Origin of the sequence: Noviluteimonas gilva, from assembly GCF_009740395.1 — a bacterium.
Taxonomy (GTDB): Bacteria; Pseudomonadota; Gammaproteobacteria; order Xanthomonadales; family Xanthomonadaceae; genus Noviluteimonas; species Noviluteimonas gilva.
Genome location: NZ_WOXT01000001.1, coordinates 611,422 through 634,752 on the forward strand (window position 1 = coordinate 611,422; position 23,331 = coordinate 634,752).

20 protein-coding genes are annotated in these 23,331 nt (G+C 68.5%); 9 read left to right on the forward strand and 11 right to left on the reverse strand.

The window, feature by feature from the left end; genetic code table 11:
• Nucleotides 1-56: 56 nt before the first annotated feature.
• Genes recD through recC form a run of 3 tightly spaced genes read right to left on the reverse strand, consistent with a single transcriptional unit; the run spans nt 57 to nt 8,658 of the window.
• Complete coding sequence (gene recD / locus GN331_RS02815) at nt 57-1,811, reverse strand: exodeoxyribonuclease V subunit alpha (RefSeq protein WP_156640131.1); 1,755 nt, start codon at nt 1,809-1,811, stop codon at nt 57-59.
• Nucleotides 1,808-5,311, reverse strand: a complete 3,504-nt coding sequence (locus tag GN331_RS02820) for a UvrD-helicase domain-containing protein (RefSeq protein WP_197426977.1) — start codon at nt 5,309-5,311, stop codon at nt 1,808-1,810. The genes recD and GN331_RS02820 overlap by 4 nt, the downstream gene beginning before the upstream one ends.
• The gene (recC, locus tag GN331_RS02825; protein ID WP_197426978.1) at nt 5,308-8,658 is read right to left on the reverse strand and encodes an exodeoxyribonuclease V subunit gamma; all 3,351 of its coding nucleotides are present in this window, start codon (nt 8,656-8,658) and stop codon (nt 5,308-5,310) included. Before recC ends, GN331_RS02820 begins: the two co-directional genes overlap by 4 nt.
• A 221-nt stretch (nt 8,659-8,879) precedes the next feature.
• Between recC and GN331_RS02830 the strand changes: the two genes are divergently transcribed.
• The 6 genes from GN331_RS02830 to GN331_RS02855 are packed head-to-tail and all read left to right on the forward strand — an operon-like array spanning nt 8,880 to nt 13,053.
• Nucleotides 8,880-9,641, forward strand: coding sequence for an ABC transporter ATP-binding protein (locus GN331_RS02830; RefSeq protein ID WP_156641203.1), 762 nt, complete (start codon nt 8,880-8,882; stop codon nt 9,639-9,641).
• Entirely contained in the window at nt 9,641-10,393 is a 753-nt protein-coding gene (locus GN331_RS02835) for an MlaE family lipid ABC transporter permease subunit (protein ID WP_156640137.1), read from the forward strand. Before GN331_RS02830 ends, GN331_RS02835 begins: the two co-directional genes overlap by 1 nt.
• Nucleotides 10,393-10,917: an outer membrane lipid asymmetry maintenance protein MlaD gene (gene mlaD, locus GN331_RS02840; protein WP_156640139.1), complete on the forward strand. Its 525-nt coding sequence runs from the start codon at nt 10,393-10,395 to the stop codon at nt 10,915-10,917. The genes GN331_RS02835 and mlaD overlap by 1 nt, the downstream gene beginning before the upstream one ends.
• Nucleotides 10,914-11,621: an MlaC/ttg2D family ABC transporter substrate-binding protein gene (locus GN331_RS02845; protein WP_156640141.1), complete on the forward strand. Its 708-nt coding sequence runs from the start codon at nt 10,914-10,916 to the stop codon at nt 11,619-11,621. The genes mlaD and GN331_RS02845 overlap by 4 nt, the downstream gene beginning before the upstream one ends.
• 4 nt (nt 11,622-11,625) lie before the next feature.
• Complete coding sequence (locus tag GN331_RS02850) at nt 11,626-11,934, forward strand: STAS domain-containing protein (RefSeq protein ID WP_156640143.1); 309 nt, start codon at nt 11,626-11,628, stop codon at nt 11,932-11,934.
• Between the two features lie 60 nt (nt 11,935-11,994).
• On the forward strand, nt 11,995-13,053 hold the full coding sequence (locus tag GN331_RS02855) for an MlaA family lipoprotein (RefSeq protein WP_156640145.1): 1,059 nt from the start codon (nt 11,995-11,997) through the stop codon (nt 13,051-13,053).
• A 10-nt stretch (nt 13,054-13,063) separates the two neighbouring features.
• Here the strand turns inward: GN331_RS02855 and GN331_RS02860 are convergent, their stop codons facing one another.
• Both GN331_RS02860 and GN331_RS02865 read right to left on the reverse strand, forming a co-directional pair.
• Nucleotides 13,064-14,311 (reverse strand): DNA recombination protein RmuC, encoded by a 1,248-nt coding sequence (locus tag GN331_RS02860; protein WP_156640147.1) that lies wholly within the window; start codon nt 14,309-14,311, stop codon nt 13,064-13,066.
• A 64-nt stretch (nt 14,312-14,375) separates the two neighbouring features.
• A complete protein-coding gene (locus GN331_RS02865; protein ID WP_156640149.1) occupies nt 14,376-15,548 on the reverse strand; it encodes a class I SAM-dependent rRNA methyltransferase in 1,173 nt (390 codons plus the stop codon).
• Between the two features lie 61 nt (nt 15,549-15,609).
• On the opposite strand from GN331_RS02865, the gene GN331_RS02870 reads away from it, so the two are divergent.
• Entirely contained in the window at nt 15,610-16,278 is a 669-nt protein-coding gene (locus GN331_RS02870) for a rhomboid family intramembrane serine protease (protein ID WP_156640156.1), read from the forward strand.
• On the opposite strand, the gene GN331_RS02875 is transcribed toward GN331_RS02870, so the two are convergent.
• Entirely contained in the window at nt 16,227-17,441 is a 1,215-nt protein-coding gene (locus GN331_RS02875) for a hypothetical protein (protein ID WP_197426979.1), read from the reverse strand. The two genes, GN331_RS02870 and GN331_RS02875, sit on opposite strands and share 52 nt — an antisense overlap.
• Before the next feature lie 127 nt (nt 17,442-17,568).
• Here GN331_RS02875 and GN331_RS02880 point away from each other — a divergent pair, with 127 nt between their 5' ends.
• Together GN331_RS02880 and phhA are read left to right on the forward strand one after the other, a co-directional pair.
• Nucleotides 17,569-18,150 (forward strand): hypothetical protein, encoded by a 582-nt coding sequence (locus GN331_RS02880; protein WP_156640158.1) that lies wholly within the window; start codon nt 17,569-17,571, stop codon nt 18,148-18,150.
• 114 nt (nt 18,151-18,264) lie between these two features.
• Complete coding sequence (phhA, locus tag GN331_RS02885; protein WP_156640160.1) at nt 18,265-19,170, forward strand: phenylalanine 4-monooxygenase; 906 nt, start codon at nt 18,265-18,267, stop codon at nt 19,168-19,170.
• Here the strand turns inward: phhA and GN331_RS02890 are convergent.
• The 5 genes from GN331_RS02890 to bioH form a co-directional block, all read right to left on the reverse strand.
• Nucleotides 19,167-19,847 carry a helix-turn-helix transcriptional regulator gene (locus GN331_RS02890; protein WP_156640162.1) on the reverse strand — a complete coding sequence of 227 codons (681 nt, stop codon included), beginning with the start codon at nt 19,845-19,847 and terminating at the stop codon, nt 19,167-19,169. The genes phhA and GN331_RS02890 overlap by 4 nt on opposite strands.
• A gap of 15 nt (nt 19,848-19,862) precedes the next feature.
• Nucleotides 19,863-20,636: an NIPSNAP family protein gene (locus GN331_RS02895; protein WP_197426980.1), complete on the reverse strand. Its 774-nt coding sequence runs from the start codon at nt 20,634-20,636 to the stop codon at nt 19,863-19,865.
• 79 nt (nt 20,637-20,715) lie between these two features.
• Entirely contained in the window at nt 20,716-21,597 is an 882-nt protein-coding gene (locus GN331_RS02900; protein WP_156640164.1) for a hypothetical protein, read from the reverse strand.
• Between the two features lie 60 nt (nt 21,598-21,657).
• Nucleotides 21,658-22,572, reverse strand: coding sequence for a malonyl-ACP O-methyltransferase BioC (gene bioC / locus GN331_RS02905; RefSeq protein ID WP_156640166.1), 915 nt, complete (start codon nt 22,570-22,572; stop codon nt 21,658-21,660).
• Nucleotides 22,569-23,330: a pimeloyl-ACP methyl ester esterase BioH gene (gene bioH / locus GN331_RS02910; RefSeq protein WP_156641206.1), complete on the reverse strand. Its 762-nt coding sequence runs from the start codon at nt 23,328-23,330 to the stop codon at nt 22,569-22,571. Before bioH ends, bioC begins: the two co-directional genes overlap by 4 nt.
• Between the last annotated feature and the right edge of the window lies 1 nt (nt 23,331).

A 23,331-nucleotide genomic window follows, 5' to 3' on the forward strand; every position in this document is an offset into this window, starting at 1 on the left:
ACGCACGGCAACGCGTGCGCACAGGCGTGTTCAGAAATTCGCGCGCAACGAAATCGTCACGCGTCGCGCAATCGTCGCGACAATCCGGAAACGCGTTGTGCACGCACGGAGAGCGCCTCGCGCAACACCGATTCGGATGCGCACAGGTGCAACGCATCGCGTGCGCGCGTGATCGCGGTGTAAACGAGTTCGCGCGAGAGCGTGCGCGCGAACTGCCGCGGCAACTGCAGCCACACCGTTTCGAACTCCGAGCCTTGCGCCTTGTGCACCGTCATCGCGAACGCGCCGGCGTGTGCCGGCAACGCAGCGGGATGGAACGGACGCAGGCCTGCTGCGGTGCGGAACCACACGACGCTGCCGTCCTCACCTCGCAAACACAGGCCGAGGTCGCCGTTGAACAGCCCGTGCCGGTAGCTGTTTTCCATGATCGCCACGAGCCGTCCGTGGAAGTACGGGTCACGCTGCGCACCGGCGAGCGCTTCCTCGATGCGCGCATTCAGTGCGATCGCACCCTGTGCGCCGTGGCGCAAGGCAGTGAGCAGGCGCGCGCGCTGGGCGAGGGCGAGCGCGTCTTCGATGGCGGCGGGCGCATCGGCATCGACGGTGCCGAGCGCGCGCCAGGGCGCGAGCAGTTCGTCGCGCAACTGCGACGCGAGCGGATCGACGGCATCTTCGTGGAAGTGCACGTTGCGCAAGGTGCCGCCGCGCAACAACGCGAGCGCGGTGTCCGCATCGCCTTCGCGCACGGCCGTGGCGAGCGGCGCGAGGTCGAAGACATCGGCTTGACGGTAGGTGCGTTGCAGCGCGACGCGCAGGCCTTTGAAACGCTGCGGCGTTGCGAGTGGCGCGGCGAGTGTTTCGAGCGCGGTGTCGGATGCGGGCTCGACGGTCACCGCGGCATCTGCGATTGCGGCGAGCACGTCGCCGGCTTCGACGGACGGCAACTGATCGCGATCGCCGAGCAACACGAGGCGCGCGCCGGCAGCCACGGCTTCGACGAGTTTGCACATCAGCGGCAGGTCGACCATCGATGCTTCGTCGACGACGATCAGGTCGTGCGGCAACGGAAGATCGATGCCGTGACGGAAGCGCGGGCGATCGGGAATTGCACCGAGCAGGCGATGCAAGGTCGACGCATCGGTGGGCAGGGCATCGCACAGGGCGGCATCGAGGCCAGCGCTGCGCAAATGGTCGACAGCGATGCGAAGGCTTTGCGCCATGCGATCCGCGGCGCGACCCGTGGGCGCGGCGAGCGCGATGCGCAAGGTGCGTCCCTCGGCGTGCGCCTGCGCGACGGCGAACAACAGCAGGCGCGTGATGGTCGTCGTCTTGCCGGTGCCCGGGCCGCCGGTGACGAGCAGCAAGGGATGGCGCAATGCGAGTGCGGCCGCGCGCGCCTGGTGTGCGTCGCGTGCATCGGAGGGAAACAGGCGTTCGAAGAGCGGTGCGAGCGGCGTGATGTCGTCGACGTCGATCGTCGCCGCGGCGATGCGACGCAAGCCGTCGGCGAGCCGGCGTTCGTATTCGCGATAACGGCGCAGGTAGAGCAGGTCGCCTTCGAGCACGAGCGGCATCGCGGGATCGGCCACCGCGTCGGCATCGGGTCGCGCGACCCAGCGCGATGTCGCGAGCATGTTGCGCAGCGCGTCATCGCCTTCGAGATCCAACGCCGCGTGCCCTTGCGCGATCGCGAACGACGCGCGCGCGGCGGCATCGATCACGCGCGGATCGGCATCGGGCTCGCGACGCGCGAGCGTTTGCGCGAACGCGAGGTCGAAGACACGCGGCAGGTCGTCGCGTTGCGCGCTCATGCGGTGCCTCCGAGCAGGTCGTCGACGGCGTGGATCAATGCGGGCGGCAAGTCGGGGACGGCGACGCCGCGTTGCGGATCGCTGGCGTCGAGACCGCGGCAGAAGAGATAGCGCACGCCGCCGAAGGCTGCAGTCGCCGCTTCGCGACTGCCCAGGCGCATGCACAACCAACGATGCACCGCGACCGAATACAGCAACGCCTGCAGATCGTATTCGCTTGCCGCCATCGCCTGCGCCACGGTCGCGGCATCCCAGGCGGGCAGGCGATTGGATTTGTAGTCGATGACGTACACGCGGCCGTCGACGCGATAGGTCAGGTCGATCTTGCCGGTCATCAGGCCGCTGAGTTTCGGCCATGCGCCGAAATCGCGACGACCCGCTGCGATGCCATGTCGCTGCAACAACGCCAGTAGCGCGGGCACTTCGGCATCGGCGAGCGTGAAGTGGAATTCCAGTTCTGCGATGCGTGATGCAACCGGCACGTCGCACAGGCGCACGCCTTCGGGCAGCGGCGCGATGAGGGTGTGCGCGACCAGCGGCGCGAGCTCGCGCACGCCGGCGTCGAAGTCGCTTTCCGGATAATCCTGCGAACGCAGGGCGTCGCGCAGGATCGTCAGTTGATCGGCGGGCACGTCGTCGGGATCGCGCCACGCGGCGAAATCGACGTTCTCCAAAGCGTGATGCAACGCGTTGCCGAAGCGCGTGCCGGAGAATCGCAGCAACGCCGGATCGATCGTTTCGAAAACGGCGAGCGGTCGTTCGTCGTCGGCCGGCGCTTCCTCGGCAAGCGCCTGCGCGCCGTGCGCGTGCTGGCGATGCAATTGCGAGAAGCTGTGGATCCACCAGTCGCGGCGCAGGCGGCGATGCGGCGTGCGGGGCGCGGGAATCGCGTCCGGCACGGCGGGCGGCAAGCGCGTGTCGTCGTTCGCGTTCTCGGGCGCGCGCAGTTGGATGTTGCCGCCGATGAGGTCCGCGCGCGGCAGCATGCCGCCGAACAAGCGATGCAAGGACGACTGCGCGTTGGATGCGAGCGGCCCGGTCGCGAGCCACATCGCATCGCGGGCGCGCGTCAGGCCGACGTACAGCAGGCGCATGTCTTCGGCGGCGTCTTCGCGCTTCGACGCCTGGGTCGCTTCGTCCCACGACGGCGCGCCCGCATGGCGCTCGCGCGTCTTCCATTGGCGCACGCGCTGGCCGTTCGCATCGTGGTATTGCACGACGCGCGTCTTGCCGCCATTCGTGCGGCCGATGCCGGCGAAGGGCAGGAAGACCAGCGGGAATTCCAGGCCCTTGCTCTTGTGCAGCGTGAGGATCTGCACGCGGCTCGCATCGGATTCCAGGTTCGGCCACTGCGTTTCGTCTTCGTGGTCGGCGTGCGCGATGGCGGCGCGCAACCAATCGACCTGGCCTTGCGGCCCGAGACGATGTGCGCGCGCTTCCTGCAATTGTTCCCCGAGTTGCAACAGGTGCGTGATGCGCCGCTCGCCATCGGCGAAGGCGAGCATGCGCGCTGCCTCTCGCGCAACGACATCGGCGAGCATCGGCTGCGGACCGTGCGATTCCCAACGCAGGCGCCAGTCGGCGAGATCCTGCTGCCAGCGGCGTCGTGCATCGCCATCGGCTTCCAGCGCCTGCAGCATCGCCGCGCCGTAACCGAACAACGGAGTTGCGAGCACGGCGCGCAGGCGACGTTCATCGCCGGGCGTCGACAACGCGAGCAACAATGCGAGCAGCTGCTGCGCTTCTTCGGTTTCGTAAAGGCTGCCGCGGCCGGCGCTGACGGCGGGGACGCCCAGATGCGTGAGCGCGTCGCGGATCGCGATGCCTTCGCGATGGCTGCGCACGAGGACGGCGCAATCGCGGGGTTCGATCGGACGTTGCGCGTCACCATCGCGACGCGTGGCGCGGCCCGCACGTGCGAGGACGAGCAAGTCGCGGATGGCGCGCGCACAACTGCTCGCGGCGAGGGCGATGGATTCCGGCGCGGTCCACGTGCCCTTGGCCTTCGCGGGCAATTCCTGCAACGCGATGGCGGGCGCGGGCGTTCCCTCGATCGACAGATCCGGATCGCACGCACGACCGCCGGGTTGCGTGGCCACGAAGGCGATGCCGTCGCCGAGCAAATCGACAGGCGCGGCATCGAACACGGCGTTCACCGCTTCGAGCACGCACGGTCGCGAGCGGAAGTTGCGATCGAGCGGCGCAGCGAGCGTCGCGGTCGAACGCGCGTCCAGGTAGGTCTGCACGTCACCACCGCGGAAGCGGTAGATCGCCTGCTTCGGATCGCCGACGAGCAACAGGCCGCCTTCGCCGAACAGGCGCGAGAAGATCGCCCACTGGCGCGCGTCGGTGTCCTGGAATTCGTCCACGAGGACGAGCGGGAACTGGGCGCGCAAGGCGTCGATCAACGCGGAGGCGACCGCGGGATCCTCGAGTGCGGCGAACACGGCGTCGACCAGATCGTCGAAATCGCGCACGTGGGCGTCGCGCTTGATGGCTTGGTCTTCGCGGCGGGCGTCGGCGCGCAACGTGTGCAGCAGATGCAGGTCGACGCCTTCACTCGCGCAGACGAAGGCCTGGACGGCGTCGCCAATCGCGAGTTGCGGGACAAGCGCCTGTTTGGTCGGCGGGCAACATTTCACCAGGCCGGTGGGCGTGAGCAGCGCCAGATCGTCGCGCGGTTGCGGCGCGGCATCGGATTGGGCGGCGAACCATTGCCAGATCGCTTCGTACTGCAGCGCCTTCGCGCCTTGAATCAGAATGCGTTTGCTCGATGCGACGCGCAGCGTTTCGAGGTCGTCTTCGCCGTGCGTGCGGAGCTGCTCGCGCAACGTACGCCATGCGGCATCGCGTCGCGCGATCGCATCGCCCGACGGCGGTGGCGGCAGCAGCGGTTCCAGCGGCAGCAAGTCGCGCAAGGCATTGGCCAAACTGTCGACATCGCCGAACGTGCGATGCAGGAAGTCCGCGCCTTCGACCGTGCGCGCATGCCTGCGCCACAGCACGACCGCCAGCCGATCGCGTTGCGCGGCGTTGCCCGGTTCGATGTCGGTGCGCAGCAAGGGTTGACCGGCGAGCAGCGCGTGTTCGGAGAGCAGGCGCTGGCAGAAGCCGTGGATGGTGGTGATCGCCGCGAGGTCGAGGTCGCGCACGGCGCGTTGCAGGCGCAGGCGGAGCGCGGGCAGCGGTTCGTCGCGCAGGGCCTCGCGCAGCAAGCGGCGCAGGAGCGTCGCCTCTGCATCGTCGTCGTCAACTACCGCGTCGTCGCGCCATTCGATTGCCAGCTGCGCGGCGCGTTGCAGTCGCAGGCGCACGCGTTCGTGCAGTTCCTGCGTCGCCGCCACCGTGTAGGTCACCGCGAGGATTTGCGGCACCTGCAGGCGTTGCGCAATCACCGCGCGTGCGAACAGCCCGGCGAGCGCATACGTCTTGCCCGTGCCCGCGCTGGCTTCGACCAGGCTGCGCGCATCGAGCGGCGTGTCGAAGACGGTCGCGCTCACGCGTACACCTCGGGATCGAGCGGCGAGGCCTCGCCGAGCGCACCGAAGAGCGCGACGGACAACAGCTGGAAGCGCGTCAGCGACTGTTCGTTCTCGTCGAAGAACGGGTCGCGGCCGCGCAAGGCGACACGCGTCGCGGGCGAGGCTTCCTCGCGTCCGGCGCCGTCGAACTGCGTGCCGGTCCAGGTCTCGCGCGCGGTCTTGGTCGCCGCGTTGATCGCGGCCTCGTCGAACTTGCCATCGAGCTTGCGCACGAAGGCGTACGCACTCTTGGGCAGGAAGACCTGCGGGGTGCGCAGCGCGGCGTCGTGCCAGCCGAAGAACGAATCGAGCGCCGCCGCGGCGCGCTTGGGCGTCGGCGGTTTGCGTTCGACCCAAGCGGGCGGCGCATTCTTCTCTTCGCGCGCGAGTTCGAAGAACTTGATCCCGGCCACGGCCGCGTAGAGTCGTTCAAGCCCGTGCCGCACCGCGTGGCCGCCGTGGATGCCGTCGGGACGCAAGACGACGCGCAAGACGCCTGGGCGATGCACGCCGTCGAGCGTGCCGCGCAACGCACCGGCCGCTGATTCATGCGCGAACGGCACGCGTTTGGCCGCATCGCCGAAGCCCTTGTCGAGCGCCATGTGCGCGAAGGGCGCGATCTCCTCGAGCAGATCGGCGACCTGCGCACGGCCATCCGCGCCCGGCGCGATCAGTGCGCGCGCCAGCAGTCGCGCGTGCAGGGCGTGCGCGTCGGGCCGACCGCTCGCACGCATCCATGCATCGAACACCGCATGCCGCAGCGTGTATTGACCCAGTGCATTGGGCGCGCCGAGCGGCTCGTGCTCGGCAAGCGGCGCTTCGTCTTCCGGCAAGCGCAAGCCAAGCCCTTCCTGCAGATACACCGCATGCGGGCGCATCATCGAGCGACGCAGGCGATCGAGCGACAACGCGCCACGCTCGGTGTCGGACGACGGCAACCATAACGTGGGCGGTGCGAACACAGGTGTGTCGTCGACGCCCGCGGTTTCTTCGGACGCTGCACGCCAGCGCGCGTCGTAGCTGAAGCGACGCGGTTCGATGTCGCCGCCGGCGTGCGCGGCACCGAACGCCGCGGGCGCGAAGGGTTGCAGCGCGTGGCGGACGATCAGCGATTCGCGCACTTGCTCCGCATCGCCAGCGTGGTACGCCGCCGCGGCGTCGAGCAATTCGGCGACCAGGGTCGAAGGCTCGCGCCGACTGTTGTCGCGCGGATCCATGCCGCACCAGCTCAGCGTCAGCACGCGCCCTGCGGACGCGAACAACTGCAGGAACAGATAGCGATCCGCGTCGCGGCGCGAGGGATCGCCCTTGCGGCGATCGGGCGTGCCGAGTGCGTTGGCGATGCGATTGATCGGATCGCGGCCTTCGCGCGCGGGGAACGCTTCGGCATCCATGCCGAGCAAACACGTCACGCGGAACGGGATCAGGCGCATCGGCACCATGCGGCCGAAGCAGATGCCACCGGAGAGGAACGGTGCGCGCGCATCGGCCTGGCCGAGCTCGTCGCGCAGTTGTTCGAGCACGATCGCGTGTTCGACCGGCGTGTCGTATTGCGCACGCGCCGCACCTTCGGCGAAGCGGCCGACGGCATCGCGCAGGCGGCGCAGGATCGCCGCGTCGCTGCTGTCGCGCGCGGGGGCGAAGGCTTCGTCGAGCAGGCGATGCAGCGCCGTCGCCCAGGCGGCAGGCGGATGCGGACCGGCGAGACGCGAGCGCATGTCGCGCAGCATCGCGACGCAACGCAACAACGCGTCGAGCGCTTCGGCGGCCTGGCCTTCGAGTTCGGGCCACGGCGCGACACCGGCGATGTCTTCGTCCTCGCCGCTCGCATAACCCAGCAGCAATCGATCGATCGCGAACTCGATGGTGAACGCGTCGCCGTCCGCGCCGTGGCGCGTGCGATCGGCGGCGTCCAGGCCCCACCGCGCGCCGGCGTTCTCGAGCCAGTCCTGCACGCGCATGCGATCGGCGTCTTCCAGGCCGAAGCGCGCGGCGATGGCGGGGACGGCGAGCAGGTCGAGCAAATCGGCGAGCGAAGGCGCATGCAGCGGAAGTTCGAGCAGGCGCAGGAAGGCTTCGGCGACCGGCGCGCTGGCGAGCGGGCTCGTGTCGGCGATCGTGTAGGGCAACTCGCGTTGCGTGCCGAGCGCGCCGCCGAAGACCGCTTCGATATGCGGCGCATACGCATCGATGTCGGGCGCGAGCACGGCGATGTCGCGCGGTTGCAGGTCCGGTTGCGATTCGAGCAGGGCGCGCAGTTGGTCGTGCAGCACCTGCACTTCGCGCAGGCGCGTGTGGCAGGCGTGGAATTGCAGGCTCGCGTCGCGCACATCGACTTGCGCGCGCGGCCATTCGGATTCGTTGCTGTCGTGCAGCGGCGCGCGGTTGTCGAGCAAGTCGGCCTGCATGCGGCCGAGCAGCGTGTCGCGCGCGGGCTCGACGAAGGGCGCGACATCGAACGACGGCGACGCGATTTCTCCGCCGACGAGCATCGCGACGAAATCGCGGCCCGCCTGGCCCCAGGCGGCGAGCAACGGATTGGGTGGCGTATCGCCGGCAGCGAGGTAGGCCTCGTCGGTGGTCGGCGTATACGCGGACCAGCGTTCGAGATCGCCCCAGAAGCCGCGCGCGGGCGCATGGAGGAAGAAGTGCTGCGTGCCCGCGCGCGCCTGGCTGGCGATCACCTGCAACACGTCGGGCGAGACGTTCTGGCACGCGAAGACGAACAGGCGCGGCGGAAGACCCTGCGGTGCTTCCGCGCCTTCGGGGCCGAAGCGTTCAAGGAAATCGCCGATGCGCCGCGCGCGATGCGCCTTGTCACGGGCGATGGCGCGCCACAGCGTCGCTTCCCAATCGTCCTTCGGCGCGCGGCGTTCCCAGGCGAGCAGCCAGTCGCGGCGCCAGGCCTGGTACTTCTCATAAGTGTCGGCGAGCGCATTGGCGAGCGACCAGGCCTTGCGCGGATCGGCTTCGGCGAGGAAGCGTTGCAGCGCGGGCGGTGGGTTGCGTTGCAGTTCGCGCAGGGCGTGCCAGCGCAGGGTGTCGGGTTCGAGGCGATCGGCCGCGGGCGCGGGACCGAGGTTGGCGTCGAGCGCGAGGTCGACGTATTCGCCGGGCGTGAGGAAGCGCAGGTTCGCGCAGATGCCGGTCTGTTCGGCCAGCGCCTGCTGCAACCAGCGGCGCATCGAGAACTGCGGGACCAGGACGATGTCGGGCCGCAGCCAGTCGCCGTCGGCGGGCATGCGCGCGACTTCGACAGCCAGCACCCCGGCGAGCACGTCGAGTGCGTTGCCGTGGTAGAGGCGGAAGTCGGGGCGTCCTTGCATGAGACGCCATGATGCCGGAGGGCGTCGCAATCTCCGAGATTGTTCCGATCGGCACTGCCGCTGGCCGCAAGCTTTGCGACAATGCGCGGCCGTGCCCCAGGCGCACGCGCAAGCCCGCTGGGCCGCCATTCAGCGCCCGATGGCGAAGCTGCGCCGCCTTTCGCCCATTTAGGCTGCAATCCGACCGCGTGAACACGACCCCCGACCAGCCCGCCGTACGCATGTCCGGCCTCCGCCTCGAACGCGGCGGGCGGGTGGTGCTGCGCGAGATCGACCTTTCGGTACCGCGCGGCAGCGTGACCGCCGTGCTCGGACCCTCGGGGAGCGGCAAATCCACGCTGCTGGCCGCGCTCACGGGCGAACTCGTGCCGGCCGCCGGTCGCGTCGAAGTCTTCGGCGAAGAAGTCCCGCGTTCGCAGAAAGCCCTGCTGACGATGCGCAAGCGCCTCGGCGTTCTGCTGCAGGGCAACGGCCTGCTGACCGATCTCACGGTGGCCGAGAACGTCGCGCTCCCGCTGCGCACGCATACCGATCTGCCGGACGCGGTGATCCGCCGCCTGGTCGAGATGAAGTTGCACGCCGTCGGCCTGCGCGTGGCGGGCGATCTGTTCCCGCGCGAACTCTCCGGCGGCATGGCGCGCCGCGTGGCATTGGCCCGCGCGCTCGCGCTCGATCCGCCGCTGATGATCTACGACGAACCGCTGACGGGCCTGGATCCCATCGCGAGCGGCGTGGTCATGAGCCTGGTGCGTCGCCTCAACGAAACGCTCGGCCTCACCAGCATCGTCGTCACGCACCACGTGCACGAAACGATGCCGATCGCCGACCACGCGATCGTGATCGCCAACGGCGCCATCGTGTTTTCCGGCACGCCGGCGGAACTGGATGCTTCGCGCGATTCGCTCGTGCGCCAGTTCCTCGAAGGCCAGCCCGACGGCCCGATTCCCTTCGACACCACGGCGCGCGCGCCGGAGGCTGCCTGATGCCCTTCGTCGCCGCCACGCGCTCGCTGGGCGCCGCGGGCCTGTTCGCACTGTCGGTGTTGCGCGCTTCCAAGCCGACACGCGATTTTTTCGCCGAGCTCACGCGCGAGATCTACAAGATCGGTGCGCGCTCGTTGCCGATCGTGGCGGCGGGCGGTGCCTTCGTGGGCCTGTCGGTGACGCTGCTCGGTTATCGCGCGCTGGAAACCTACGGCGCGACCGGCCAGGTGAGCGCGCTGTTGGGGCTCGGTCTGTATCGTGAGCTCGGGCCGGTGCTGACGGCGCTGTTGTTCGTCGGCCGCGCCGGTTCGTCGATCGCCGCCGAACTGGGTTTGATGCGCGCGACCGACCAGATCACCGCGCTCGGCCTGATGGCGATCGATCCGGTGGCCAAGACCGTCGCCCCGCGTTTCTGGGCCGCGGTGCTGACGGTGCCGCTGCTCACGGGCTTCTTCATCACCCTGGCGATCGCGGCCGGTTACTTCGAAGCCGTGCACGTGATCGGCATCGACGGCGGCACGTTCTGGCAGACGATGAAGGACAGCGTCGATTTCCACGACGACTTCCTCGTCGCCTTCATCAAGGCTGCGATCTTCGGCGGCGTGTCCGCGCTGGTGGCCTCGTACGTGGGCTTCCACGCCGAGCCGACCATCGAAGGCACCTCGGTCGCCACCACGCGCGCGGTGGTCAACGCCTCGCTGCTGGTGCTGATGTTCAATTTCGTCCTTTCCGCTTTGCTGTTCAGGAGTTGATGACCATGCGTGGTCCCCGTCTCGAATTCGCGGTCGGCGCGTTCCTGCTGCTTGCCCTGGCAAGCCTGCTGGTGCTCGCGATCGCCTCCACCAACAACAAGTGGGGCTTCGGCGGCGATTCCTATCCGCTCAAGGCGCGCTTCTCCACGATCGGCCAGCTGCGCGTCGCCGCGCCGGTGAAGATCGGCGGCGTGGTCGTCGGCTCGGTGTCGGACATCTCGCTGGATCCGCAGCGGTTCGATTCGATCGTCACGCTGTCGATCAACGGCCGCTACAAGGACCTGCCGGCCGATACGTCCGCGGGCATCTTCACCAGCGGCCTGCTGGGCGAGAGCTACGTCGGGCTGGCGCCGGGCGGAGATGTCGAGATCCTGAAGCCGGGCGACGAGATCACCTTGACGCAGTCGGCCGTCGACCTCATGCAGTTGGTCGGCAAGTACATGTTCTCCGGCGGCGCGCCTGCCGCCGGTACGGCGCCCGCCGCCGCCTCCACTTCCGCCACCCCCACGGAAACCACCCCATGAAGCGAAACCAGACCGCCGTCCGCGTGTCGCAGGCCGGCCTGCTCCGCCAGGCGCTCGCCGCCTCCGCCCTCGCCGTCGCGCTCGCCGCGGCCGCGCCGTCGATCGTTCACGCGCAGGCTGCCGCCAAGCCGGCCGCTGCCGCGCCGGCGACGCAGGGCCAGCCGAGCCAGCTCGTGCTCACCAACGCCACGCGCATCGTCTCCACGCTGGAGAAGCGCCGCGACGAGTTCACCAAGAATCGCGGCGCGCTCGACAAGTTCGTCGCGACCGAGTTCAACCAGATGTTCGACCGCGAATACGCCGGTCGCCTGGTGCTCGGCCGCCACGGTCGTGGCGCGTCGGATGCCGACGTCAAGCTGTTCTCCGATGCGCTGGCCGACAGTCTGATGTCGCGTTACGGCTCGGCGCTGCTGTCGTTCGACAAGGGCCTGAAGATCCGCGTCAAGAGCGAAGAGCCGCTGCGCAACGGTGCGATCGTGCGCGTGAAGAGCGACTTCGTGCGCGCGAACGGCCAGGCCACGCCGGTCGACTACCTGATGCGCAAGACCGGTGCGAACTGGCAGGTGTTCGACGTGCTGGTCGAAGGCGTGTCCTTCGTGCAGACCTTCCGCCAGCAGTTCGACGGTCCGCTGCAGGCCAAGGGCATCAAGCAGGTCGCCGCCGACCTGCGCGCCGGCAAGATGACGGCGCAGGCTTCGCAGTAATCCGATGAACGACGCCCGCGCTTCCGCGTCCCCGCTCACCGTCGCCCGCGACGGCGATGCCCTGGTGCTCACCGGCGCGCTGGTCCGCGCGTCGGTCGCCGGGGCGTGGGCGCAGGTGGGCAAGTCGCTCGCGGGCGTGCGCCGCATCGACCTGCGGGGCGTGACCCTCGTCGACAGCGCCGGCGTGGCGCTGCTCGCCGAACTCGCGGCCCGTGCCGGCAACGGCGTGACCCTCGACGGCAGCCCGGCGGGCCTGAACGAGCTGCGGGCCGCCTACCGTCTCGACGCGTCGCTCGCCTTCGCGAACGCCTGACGCGCATTCAGGACACTCCGTCCCGAACGGCCCCCGCCCTCGCCCTTTACACTTTCCGGCATGGATCGCCCCCTCGCTTCGAAATTCGCGCTGCTCGCCGGCGCCCTGATCGCGCTCAGCGCGCCGGTCGCGTTCGCCCAGAATGCGGCGGATTCCGCGCTGCCTGCATCGGAAACCACGGTCGTCGCACCGGTCGATGTCGCCGTGCCGTCGACGATCGCTGCGCCGGTCGCGGTCGAACCGTCGCCCGCCACGTCCGTCGCAGCACCCGCTGATGCGCCGGTCGCGGTCGACGCCGCCGTGCCGTCCGCATCGACGAGCGCGCAACCGCAGACCACCGAAGTCCCCACGGCCGCCGAAGAAGACTTCGTGTCGATCTACGGCGACGGCGCGCTCCCCACGCCCGCCGAACTCCCGCAGGCCTACGACCCGTGGGAGCCCTTCAACCGCCGGATGCACACGTTCAACAACGCGATCGACCGCATGATCGCGCGGCCGTTGGCGAAGGCCTACGTGAAAGTCGTGCCGCGCCCTGTGCGCCTGGGCGTCAGCAACTTCTTCTCGAATCTCTACCAGCCGCTCAGCGCGCTCAACAGCCTGCTGCAGGGCAAGCCGAAGCAGGCGGGCCAGGCGATGGGCCGCTTCGCACTGAACGTCACGCTGGGCCTGGGCGGCATCTTCGATCCGGCGTCCGACGCCAAGCTACCGCGCATCAGCGAAGACTTCGGCCAGACGCTCGGCGTGTGGGGCTGGAAGCAATCGCGCTTCATCGAGCTGCCGTTGTTCGGGCCGCGCACCGTGCGCGACGTGTTCGGCATGGCGGGCGATGCGCCGTTCGGGCTGCTGCGCAACGTGGAAGAGGACAAGGTCCGCATCTTCCTGCAGGGCCTGCAGTTGGTCGACGTGCGCACGCAGTTGCTGTCGGTCGATGCGATGCGCGAAGGCGCCGCGGACGACTACGCGCTCGTGCGCGATGCGTGGCTGCAGCGCCGCAACTACCAGATCTTCGGCGACCGCAACCTCGACGACGACGACACGCTGCCCGAATACCTGCGCGACGAAAACAACCCGACCGTGCCGCTCGACGCGATCCCGGTCACGCCGATGGATGGCGGCTGAGGGCCTGGTTCTAGAGGGCCCCGCAATCGAGGTCTTCCGGCTCCAGGTCGGCGGGTAGTTTCTTCTTTCCCTTGACGCCCAATTCCGCGAGCCGGCGCGCGCGCGGAATCACGGCCTGCGGCGATTCCTCCAGGCGGTTGCGCGCGGCGCGATAAGCCTTCTGCGCGTTCTCCAGCTCGGCGCCCACCGACGTGAAGTCGGCCAGGAACGCGATCACCGAGTCGAGCAGGTGCCCGCCGGTCTCGCTGATCTTCATCGCCTGCTTCTGCAACTTGTCGCGCGTCCACAAGCGATCGGCGACGCGGAGCATCGCCATCAGCGTGTTGGGCGAGGCGAACACGACGCCCTTTTCGAACGCGTCGGTCTGCAGGCGATCATCGAAGCCCAGCGCCGCCGAGAGCGCGCCTTCGATCGGCACGAACGCGATGGTGACGCCGAGGGCCGAGTCGCCCACCGCCGCCGGATAGTTGCGGTCGGCCAGGTCGCGCACGTGCCGGCGCAGCGCGGTGGCGTGGCGACGCATCGCTTCGGCCTGCGCCTCGGGCGCATCGGCGTTGACCGCTTCCTGCCACGCGATCAGGTTGACCTTGCTGTCGACGACGATGCGGCGATCGTCCGGCAACTTCACGATGACGTCGGGGCGCAGGCGGCGGCCCTGGTCGTCGGTGCTCGATTGCTGGCGGTCGAAGTGCACGCCTTCTTCCAGGCCGGAGGAGCGCAGCACGCTTTCGAGCATCAGCTCGCCCCAGTCGCCGCGGATCTTCGCATTGCCCTTCAGCGCGCGCGTGAGCGAGTCGGCCTTGGCGGCCATGTCCTGGTTGAGCGTCTTGAGTTCCTGCACGGCACCGAGCAGCGAGGCGCGTTCCTTCGCCTCGTCTCCGTAGACGGTGTCCACGCGCTTGCGGAATTCGCCGAGCTGGTCGGCGAAGGGCTTGAGCAGCAACTCGATGTCCGACTTCGATTGGCCGGTGGCCTGGCGCACGTTGTGTTCGAACTGCAGGCCGCGTTCCTGGAACGCCTTGCCGGCGAGTTCGGTGAAGCGCGCGGAGAGTTGTTCCTGCGCGGCGCGGACGAAGGCTTCGGTTTCAACGCGTGCGCGGCGGGCCTCGTCGGCTTCGGCGCGGGCGCGTTCGACGGCGATCGCGTCGTCGCGGCTGCGCTCGCGGAGACGATCGATCTCCGCGCGGCGAAGCAGGAATCCCGCCACGAGCCCCACTGCCAGCGCCAGGACGCAGCTCAGGATCAGGGTCGCGGTCATGGGCGTTCTCCGGTCGGGCGTGTGCAGTGTATGCGCTGCATCGTTCTCAGCGCCTGCGACAAGCTCAATCCAGCACGCGGCAGAAGGCGGCCTTCAGATAGCGCGACTCCTGCACCTGCGCCAGGAACGGATGATCGGGACCCGCGCCCGACACCTTCAGCACCTGCACCGTGCGATTGGCGTAGAACGCCGCGCGACGAATCATGTCGAGGAATTGTTCCTCGCTCACCAGGCCCGTGCAGGAGAAGGTCGCGAACAAGCCGCCCGGCTTCACCACGCTCAGCGCGAGCTTGTTCATGTCGAGGTACTTCTTGAGCGCCGGGATCACCTGCTCGCGGTCGCGCGTCATCTTCGCCGGATCGAGGATCACGACGTCGAATTGTTCGCCGTTGTTCGACGCATCGCGCAGCCACGGGAAGATGTCGGCCTGCACGAAGCGCGGGCGCACGTTGTTCAGTTTCGCGTTGCCCTTGGCGATCTCGATGACGTCGTTGTCGATGTCGATGCCGACGACTTCCGCCGCGCCGCGCGCGGCCGCATACACCGCAAAACCGCCGGTGTTGCAGCACAGATCGAGCACGCGCTGGCCTTCGCACAGGTGCGAGAGCCATTCGCGGTTGTCGCGCTGGTCGGCGAAGAAGCCGGTCTTGTGCGCGCCCGCGGGGTCGGCGCGGAACTTGATGCCGTGTTCGCTGATGATCGCCGGCTTCGCCGGTTCCGAGCCGCGGAAGTCGAAGGACTCCTGCTTCTGCACGTGTTCGTCGGCGGAGGCGTGGAAACGACAGCCGGGGAAGTGTTCGCGCAACGCGTCGTAGATCCACTCGCGATGGCGAAACATGCCGGCGCTGAAGAATTCGACGACGAGCAGGTCGGCGTAACGATCGACCACCAGGCCGCTCAGGCCATCGCCTTCCGAATGCACGACGCGCCAGGCGTCGCTCACTTTGTCGAGCTGCAGCACCTCGCGACGCAGACGCACCGCCTCGCCGATCTTGCGCGCGAACCAGCCGGCGTCGATTTCGACGTCGGGATTCGTTTCGAGGATGCGCACGGCGATGCGCGAGTGGCCGTTGTAGAAGCCGCGGCCGATCCAGTCGCCTTCCACGCCGACGACATCGACGATGCTCCCGGGCTTGGGGCGCACGGCGGGCTTTTCGACGAGTTTCTGGAAAATCCAGGGATGCGAGGACCGCCAGGCATTGCGCAGGCGGACGGTAGTGGGGGCGATGGCGTCCATCGGCGGCATTTTACGCGCCCGCGCCCTTGTACCGGGCGAATCAGGCGCCATCCCTCCTTCCATGCACCTGCCCACCGACGCGTATCCCGACGACCCCAAGGCCCAACGGCTCCACGACAAGCGCCGCGTGCAGCGCGCGGTGCTGTGGACCGTGGCCGCCGCGTTCGTGTTGTGCGTCATCTATGCCTGCCAGGGGTTCTTGCCGGTGGATGCGCTCACGGTGACGCCGGGCACCGCGGCCGGGTGGCTCGGCGTGCTCACCGCGCCCTTGCTGCACGGATCGCCCGATCACCTGCTGTCGAACGTGGCGGCGCTGCTGTTGCTCGGCACGCTCGCCGGCAGCGTGTATCCGCGCGCAACGGTGCGCACGGTGCCGATCGCGTGGATCGGCTCGGGGGTCATGGCCTGGTTTCTCGGCGATGCGGGGTCGCATCATCTCGGCGCGAGCGGCGTGTTGCAGGGGCTCGCGTATCTGGTCGCAACGCTCGGCCTGCTGCGGCGCGATCGTGCGTCGATCGCCGCGGCGATGATCGCGTTCGTCTTCTCCGGCGGCATGCTGGTGACGGTGTTGCCGTACGATCCGACGATCTCGTGGCAATCGCACCTGGGCGGCGCGCTCGGCGGCATCGCTTCGGCGATCGCGTTCCGCCACGCCGATCCGCCCGCGCCGCGTCAGCGCTACAGCTGGGAAGACGAACCCGAAGAGGTCGATTCCCCGAGTTCGATGTAACCCGACGGTACCAGCGCCGTGGCGAGCATCACCGCGTTGATGTCCTCGTGCGCGCGCCACTGCGGATCGTTGCTGCGTTCGACGTCGCACCACGTATCGGTGATCGCGCGCGCTAACGGCACCTGCGCGACGAGTTGATCCAGTGCGCGCCGCAAGGTTGGCTGCGCATCCAGCGACGCGGCGTCGCGTTCGAGCACGGTCCACAGTCGCGTGACAGCCTGCAGGCCGATCGCCAGCCCGAGCTCGCGAAATGCGAGTCGATTTTCCAGCGGCCGCGCGAAGGGTTGCGTTGCGAGGTAACGCGTCAATCCGTTCGCCGCCGCGCCGGTCACCAGGCCGAGCAGGGGGTTGTCGCCGGGCCGCACGCGCAGCAATTGCGCGAGGCGATACGCATCGACGAGCAAGCCGCCGATGCCGAGCGGATCATCGCTCAGCAGGTTCGTGCCGGCGACGATCGCGGCCATCTCGCGCAATTCGACATCCAGGTCCGGCCCGTGGCCCACGCGCGCGGCGGGGCGATGTGCGCGCAGTTGCAGCGTGGTGATCAAACCATCGAGTGGATCGTGCTGGCCCATCGCGGTGACCAGCGGCGCGGACAGATCGATGCGCATTTTCCAGTACATGCGCAGCGGTGCGCCGGGCGCGGGCGCGTAGGTGAAGGCGCGGTGCGCGGTCTGCGCGAGTTCGCGCGCCCAGCGCCCTGCATCGGCATGCCCGGTGTTGCGCGAGAACTGATCGAGCGCGTGCATCCAGCGCGTCAGGTAATGGAAATACTGGCCATCGCGTTCCCATTCCAGTTCCGCATCGAGCAGCGCGTCGGGCGCGCGCTCTTCCAGCGGCTTGCCGATGCGCAGGCCGCCGCGCGTGGGATGTTCGATCGCGGTCAACGCGTCCATGCCACCGATCCAACCGCTGCGCGTGTCGTCGGCGCGATGGCGGCCGAGGATGGCGTGGACTTGTTCGACCAGGCGCTCGGCGCACTCGGTCTCACCGAGCGCGAGGAAATTGCAGACGGCGAACGCATCGGTCCACAGATAACGCTGCGGTGGCGCGTGGCCGATCACGCCGGTGCGTTCGGCGAACTCGCGCATCAGCGCAGCGGCCGTGCGGTGCGCTTCTTCGGATCCGGGAAGTGCGGGTTTGCGTGCAGAAAGCGAGGCCATGGGGCGATGATCGCGTCGCGTTCGCTGCCGTTTCGTGAAAAGCGTCGTTCAGTTTCCGGAACGAGTCAGCGTCGGCTACAGTTGCTTGCCGGCTGGGGAGCCGGTGCAATCCGTTTCGGGGAATCTCGTGGAATCCAATCTCTATGCACCGCCCGTCGCGGTCGTGGCCGACGTGCCCGATGTCGTGGAAGGCAAGCCGTTTTTCGTGGTCGGCAAGGCGAAGTTTTTCCTGCTGTTCTTCCTGACCGCGGGCTTCTATCAGTTCGTGATGTATTACATCCACTGGGCGCGCTTCAAGCGTGCGACGAAGACGCCGATGTGGCCGATCGCGCGTGCGTTCTTCGCCATCTTCTTCATCCATTCGCTCGCCGAAGAAGTGGACCACCGGCTGCATCGGGAAAACATCCGGTACGACTGGTCGCCGAAACTCTCGGCGACGGTCGTGGTGGTGGCGTTGATCGCCGACCGCATCCTCGGGCGAATCGATGAGTCCATCGTGTCGGCAGAGACGTCGATCATCGCGATGTTCGCCCTCCTGCTCCCGACGGCCTGGTTCCTGTGGCAGATCCAGGCTGCGGCCAATCTCGCGGCGGGCGACCCCGATGGACAGGCCAATCGCCGCCTGACCTTGGCCAACTGGCTTTGGATCGTGCCCTTCGCGTTGCTCTGGCTGCTCGTGGCTGCCGGCCTGGCCATGCCGGACGCCTGAGAGCGCCGTCCACCCCGGTTTTCACCGGATTTTCGCGCCGGGATCATCCTCCCGGCCCGACGATCGGCCCAACATTGCAACCGCCTTGCGCCCTGCAGGGCTAGCATGGGGCCCATGAATACGACTGCCACACCCGCCAGCCCGAACCGCATCGAACACCAGCTCACCGACAAGGGCTACGTGCCGGTGTACACGACGGCGGTGGTCGAGCAGCCGTGGTCGAGCTACACCCCGAGCGACCACGAGGTGTGGGCGACGTTGTTCGCGCGCCAGCAGCAGGTGCTGGTGGGACGCGCGAGCGATGAGTTCCTGCGCAACCAGCGCGCAATGGGCATGACGCCCGATCGCATCCCGAAGTTCGACGACCTCAACGCGGTGCTGCGCAAGACGACCGGTTGGGAACTGATCGGCGTCGAAGGACTTCTGCCGGAACTCACCTTCTTCGAGCATCTGGCAAATCGCCGCTTCCCGGTGACGTGGTGGATCCGCAAGCCCGAGCAGCTGGACTACCTCAGCGAGCCCGACCTGTTCCATGACCTGTTCGGCCACGTGCCGCTGCTCATGAACCCGGTGTTCGCCGACTACATGGAAGCCTACGGCCGCGGCGGCGTGAAGGCGCACGGCATCGGCCCCGAGGCGCTGGTCAACCTCACGCGCCTGTACTGGTACACGGTGGAGTTCGGGCTGATCAAACAGGACGACGGCCTGCGCATCTACGGCAGCGGCATCGTCAGTTCCAAGGGCGAGTCGATCCATTGCCTGGAAAGCGCGGCGCCCAACCGCATCGGCTTCGATCTCGAGCGCATCATGCGCACGCGCTATCGCATCGATACGTACCAGAAGACGTACTTCGTCATCGACAGCTACGAGCAGTTGATGGAAGCCACGCGTCCGGACTTCACGCCGATCTACGAGCGCCTGTCGAAGGAAGACTCGTATGCGGCCGGCGATGTGCAGGACAGCGACGTCGTCTTCAACAAAGGCACCGGCGAAGGCTGGCTCAACGACGGCGACGTCTAAGCGCCGCCCACGCGGCGCAAATACGCTTCGAGCCCGCGCGCGGCATCGTCCGCGAAGATCTCCCCCGTTTCGGTGATTGCATCGATGCGGTCGGGACGGAAGCTGCGGAAATCCGCGCGCAACCGGCACCACGCACCGATCGTCCAACTGCCGCCCCAGAACGCAAGGCAGAGCGGTTCGATTTCGCGCGCACTCGTCTGCCCATCCTGGTCGCGATAGTCCACGCGCAGCACGTTGCGCGCTTCGATCGCCGCGTGCAGGCGATCGATCAAACCACTGGATTCCAGGCGCGCCACTTCCGGCGCGAAGATGCGGCTACGTTCGCTGCGCGCGTGCAATTCGGGCGGCAGCACCGCTTCGATCTTCAGCAACGCGGCTTTCGCAGACGCCCCGAGCCGCGCGCCACCGAACGCACGCACGAAACGCGTGCCCACCACCAATGCCTCGAGTTCGTCGGCGTTGAACATCAGCGGCGGAATGTCCGCGCCCTTGCGCAACACGTAACCGACGCCGGCCTCGCCTTCGATCGGCACGCCGGACAATTGCAGATCGGCGACATCGCGATACACGGTGCGCAGCGAAACGCCGAGCGACTCGGCGAGCACGTGCGCCGGCACCGCGGCGCGACGGCCGCGGAGGGCGTTGACCAGGAGGAAGAGGCGATCGGCGCGGCGCATGCGCGCATGATCGCCTCAGCGGAGGCGGGAACGCGAGGTCGGCGCCAGGCGCAGCACCTGCGGCGGGCCCAACAGGCGCCGCGCGAGCGACACCGCGATCGCGCGCCAGCCCGGCGCGGCGACGAGCGCCTCGCGATAGCGCGCGTAGGCCGCCGCATCGTCGAAGCGCGCGAACCAGGTGAACACGTGCTCGCCTTCGCGCACGGGCAAGCGCGGAAAGGTGTTGGGCGCCGACTCGGTGGCGAAGCTCGCGATGACACGCGCACCGGCGGCGGACACGGCCGGATGCAGGTCGGCGGCGAAGAATTCAAGGAAATCCATGTCGACCGGCGCGTCGAACGCGTAGGTCGTGGCGACGAGCAATCCACCGTGATCGGCCGCGTGCTGCACGTGCGGCATCGAGACATCGAGTGCGAATCCCGACGCGGGCGCCACGGGCTTGAGCAGCAGCACGTCGTCCGAATCGATCATCGTCGCGTTGGCCGCATCACGATGCGCGCGCCAGGCAGGGCCGGTGTAGAACGCTTCGAGTGAAGCGCGGCGCTGCAGCATGTCGGGGAAGCCGCGCAACCAGACGAAACGATCGGGCGCATCGAGATCGCGGAACTGGCCGAGCACGCGGATGCCCGTGGCTTCCTGCGTGTCGAGGAACTCGCGTTCGAACAACGCGATCAGCACGTCGCGCTGCCGGGGATGCAGCGTGTACTGCCGCAGCTCGACGATGGGCGAGCAGGTGGTTTCGATGCGCGGCGGCGCGGGACGGACGACAACAGGCAGATCGACGATCACGGCAGCGCTCCATGCGGGGAAGGCCGCCAGCGTGCGCTTGGGCTACTGACAGCCTGCTGTCAGCAGCGTTGCTGGTTCCTCACTCCGCCGGGGGCGGTTGGGGCCAATCGCCGGCTTCTTCGAGCGCGCGCAGATCGGCGGGATCGACACCGCTCGTGGTTTCACCGGCGCGCACGGTCACGACTTTCAGTTCGTGCGAACACACGGCATCGTCGTCGCGCGCGGCCTTGTTGCGCCCGGCATCGCCGCTTTCGCCGACGAACGGCGCATCGCATTCGGTGTAGCCCACGCGCGTGTCGTGCTGGTCGGCCGGGATCGCGAGCACGAGATAATCGCCGCGCTGCACGTCGATCTTGAAGGCGCGTTGGCCCGGCGCCGTCTGGATGCACATCGGCATGCCTTGCGCGAGTTCGAACGCGCAGACGCGCATCGCACTGTCCTTGTCGCCGCCGCGCAGCACGGTGCCGCTGATCGCGCCCTTGTCGAGCGCGCCGTCGCGCATCGCGCACTCGACGGTCGTGTCGCCGGCGTCGGTTCCCGGGGACAGCGCGCCGCTGCCGGCGGGCATCGCGTTGCGCAGCGCTTCGGGCGGTGCGGGCAGGACGATGGGCGTGAGGTCTTCGGTCGGCGATCCGATGACGAACCATGCGATGTCGGCGCCGCCGACCTTCAGCGACGGCAGGATCGCGCAGCGATTGGGTGCGCCCGGCGAGGCGGTGTCGCACGCGACGCCTTCGATCGAGACCAGCGCCGCGCGCTGTTCTTCACGCGAGCGGGCGAGGAACGCGCGGTCGCGGCAGGTGAGGATGTTCGCGAGGGCGGCGCGGCGCGGATCCACGTCCATCGCGGCCGACGCGCTGCGCGTGGCTTGCGGCGCGTTCGCGACCGGCGCCGACGGCGATCCGCCGCTGCAACCTGCCACCAATAGCGCGAGACCGGTGATCGCGAACGTCTTGCGCATGTTCCTGCCTGCTCCTGAGCCGCCCAACATTAACGGCAGCTTCGTGAACGGCGCCACCGCTCAGCGGGGACGGCGCCGCACGGGAATGGCGGAGACCGGCACCGTGGTGACTTCGAAGCCGCCCTCACGAATCGGCGCGCCGGGCGGGGGCGCCCAGGCCATCGACGTGATGACTTCCCACGTGGCCGGCAGGAGGCCGTCGGCCTGGCGGAAGGCGTCGTAGGCCTGCGCGGCGGCGGCGAATCGCGCGCGCCCGGTCAGCGTATGGCGGCGGGTTTGCAGGGCATTCGTCGCGCCGATCGCGCGCTGCTCGCGCATGAGCGAGGCCAGGTCGGCGTAGCGCGTGGTGTAGACATCGCGATCCAGCACGGGGTTCTTGAAGCCCGCATGCACGAGCGCATCGCCGAACTGCGCGATGGTCGCGAAGGGCGAGACATGCGGCGTGGCATCGGCGTGCGAGAAGGCATCGCGCAATTCGCCCAGGGTCTCCGGACCGAAGGTGGACACGAGCAGCAGGCCGCCCGGCTTCAACACGCGGCGGAATCCGGCGAAGGCCGCCGGCAGGTCCTCGACCCACTGCAGGCAGAGATTCGAGAACAACACATCCACGCTGCCTTCGGCGAAGGGCAGGGCGCGCACGTCGGCGTTCACGCGATCGAACGGCCGCCACCAACCGCTGCGTTTGCCCGCTTCGCGCAACATCGGCAACGCCAGATCGACCGCGACGATGCGCGCCTTCGGCCAGCGCTTGCGCATCGCGGCGCTCGCGCGGCCGGGGCCGGCGCCGAGATCGAGCACGACCTCGGGCTTGGGCAGGTCGAGCTTGGGGTCGTCGAGATAGTCGAGCGATTCGAGCAGGCGCGATTCCACTTCGTGCTGCAGGCCGGCGGCGGCGTCGTAGCTCGCGGCCGAACGCGAGAACGCGCGGCGGACGTGGCGGCTGTCAAACAGCGTGCGGTCGAACAGATTGCTCATGACCCGGCGAACTCGATCAGGTGCCCGGCGACGACGTCCGCATGCGTAAGGAACGGCGCGTGTCCGGCATGTTCGACGACGTGCACCTGCGTCGGCCCGCTGGCGAGCGCGGCGCTGTCGCGCATCGCGCGTGCATCGACGAGACGATCACGACGGCCGGCGAGCCAGAGGCTTTTCGACGTCAACCGCGGCATCGCGGCGCGCAGGTCGGCGGTCTTCAGCAGATCCAACCCATCGGCGAGCACGTACGCCGACGGCTCGCCGCGCGTGAACAGGTCGTTGCGCAACGCGCGCATTTCGTCCTTCGCGTGGTCCGAACCGAAGGCTTCGAGCGCGACGAAACGATCGAGCGTGCCGCGGTAATCGCTTCGCAGGCCGGTCGCGAAGTCGCGGAAGATTTCGGGCGACACGCCGTAACGCCAGTCGTCGTTGCGCACGAAGCGCGCGCTGGCGCAGATCAATGCGACGGCGGTGACATCGTTCGGCCGTTCGATCGCGGCATGCAGCGCAAACAATCCACCGAGCGACCAACCGCACCAAGGCGCGGCCGGGACGTGCGCGGCGATCGCGTCGACGCAGGCCTCCAGCGTCAGCGGAACTTCGCAATCGCGCGACAGGCCATGGCCCGGCAAGTCGACGACATGCAGCGTGAAGCGATCCCGCAGGCGCGCGACCAGCGGCGCGAACACCCCGCCGTGCATCGCCCATCCGTGCAGCAGCACGAGCGGCGGACCGTTGCCGACGACGTCGACATGCAAG

What these genes read in the sequence shown, in the direction of transcription:
- recD (WP_156640131.1), bottom strand. Translation starts at nt 1,811, where the DNA reads ATGAGCGCGCAACGCGACGACCTGCCGCGTGTCTTCGACCTCGCGTTC.
- recC (WP_197426978.1), bottom strand. Translation starts at nt 8,658, where the DNA reads ATGCAAGGACGCCCCGACTTCCGCCTCTACCACGGCAACGCACTCGAC.
- GN331_RS02830 (WP_156641203.1), top strand. Translation starts at nt 8,880, where the DNA reads ATGTCCGGCCTCCGCCTCGAACGCGGCGGGCGGGTGGTGCTGCGCGAG.
- GN331_RS02835 (WP_156640137.1), top strand. Translation starts at nt 9,641, where the DNA reads ATGCCCTTCGTCGCCGCCACGCGCTCGCTGGGCGCCGCGGGCCTGTTC.
- mlaD (WP_156640139.1), top strand. Translation starts at nt 10,393, where the DNA reads ATGACCATGCGTGGTCCCCGTCTCGAATTCGCGGTCGGCGCGTTCCTG.
- GN331_RS02845 (WP_156640141.1), top strand. Translation starts at nt 10,914, where the DNA reads ATGAAGCGAAACCAGACCGCCGTCCGCGTGTCGCAGGCCGGCCTGCTC.
- GN331_RS02850 (WP_156640143.1), top strand. Translation starts at nt 11,626, where the DNA reads ATGAACGACGCCCGCGCTTCCGCGTCCCCGCTCACCGTCGCCCGCGAC.
- GN331_RS02855 (WP_156640145.1), top strand. Translation starts at nt 11,995, where the DNA reads ATGGATCGCCCCCTCGCTTCGAAATTCGCGCTGCTCGCCGGCGCCCTG.
- GN331_RS02860 (WP_156640147.1), bottom strand. Translation starts at nt 14,311, where the DNA reads ATGACCGCGACCCTGATCCTGAGCTGCGTCCTGGCGCTGGCAGTGGGG.
- GN331_RS02865 (WP_156640149.1), bottom strand. Translation starts at nt 15,548, where the DNA reads ATGGACGCCATCGCCCCCACTACCGTCCGCCTGCGCAATGCCTGGCGG.
- GN331_RS02870 (WP_156640156.1), top strand. Translation starts at nt 15,610, where the DNA reads ATGCACCTGCCCACCGACGCGTATCCCGACGACCCCAAGGCCCAACGG.
- GN331_RS02875 (WP_197426979.1), bottom strand. Translation starts at nt 17,441, where the DNA reads ATGGCCTCGCTTTCTGCACGCAAACCCGCACTTCCCGGATCCGAAGAA.
- phhA (WP_156640160.1), top strand. Translation starts at nt 18,265, where the DNA reads ATGAATACGACTGCCACACCCGCCAGCCCGAACCGCATCGAACACCAG.
- GN331_RS02890 (WP_156640162.1), bottom strand. Translation starts at nt 19,847, where the DNA reads ATGCGCCGCGCCGATCGCCTCTTCCTCCTGGTCAACGCCCTCCGCGGC.
- GN331_RS02900 (WP_156640164.1), bottom strand. Translation starts at nt 21,597, where the DNA reads ATGCGCAAGACGTTCGCGATCACCGGTCTCGCGCTATTGGTGGCAGGT.
- bioC (WP_156640166.1), bottom strand. Translation starts at nt 22,572, where the DNA reads ATGAGCAATCTGTTCGACCGCACGCTGTTTGACAGCCGCCACGTCCGC.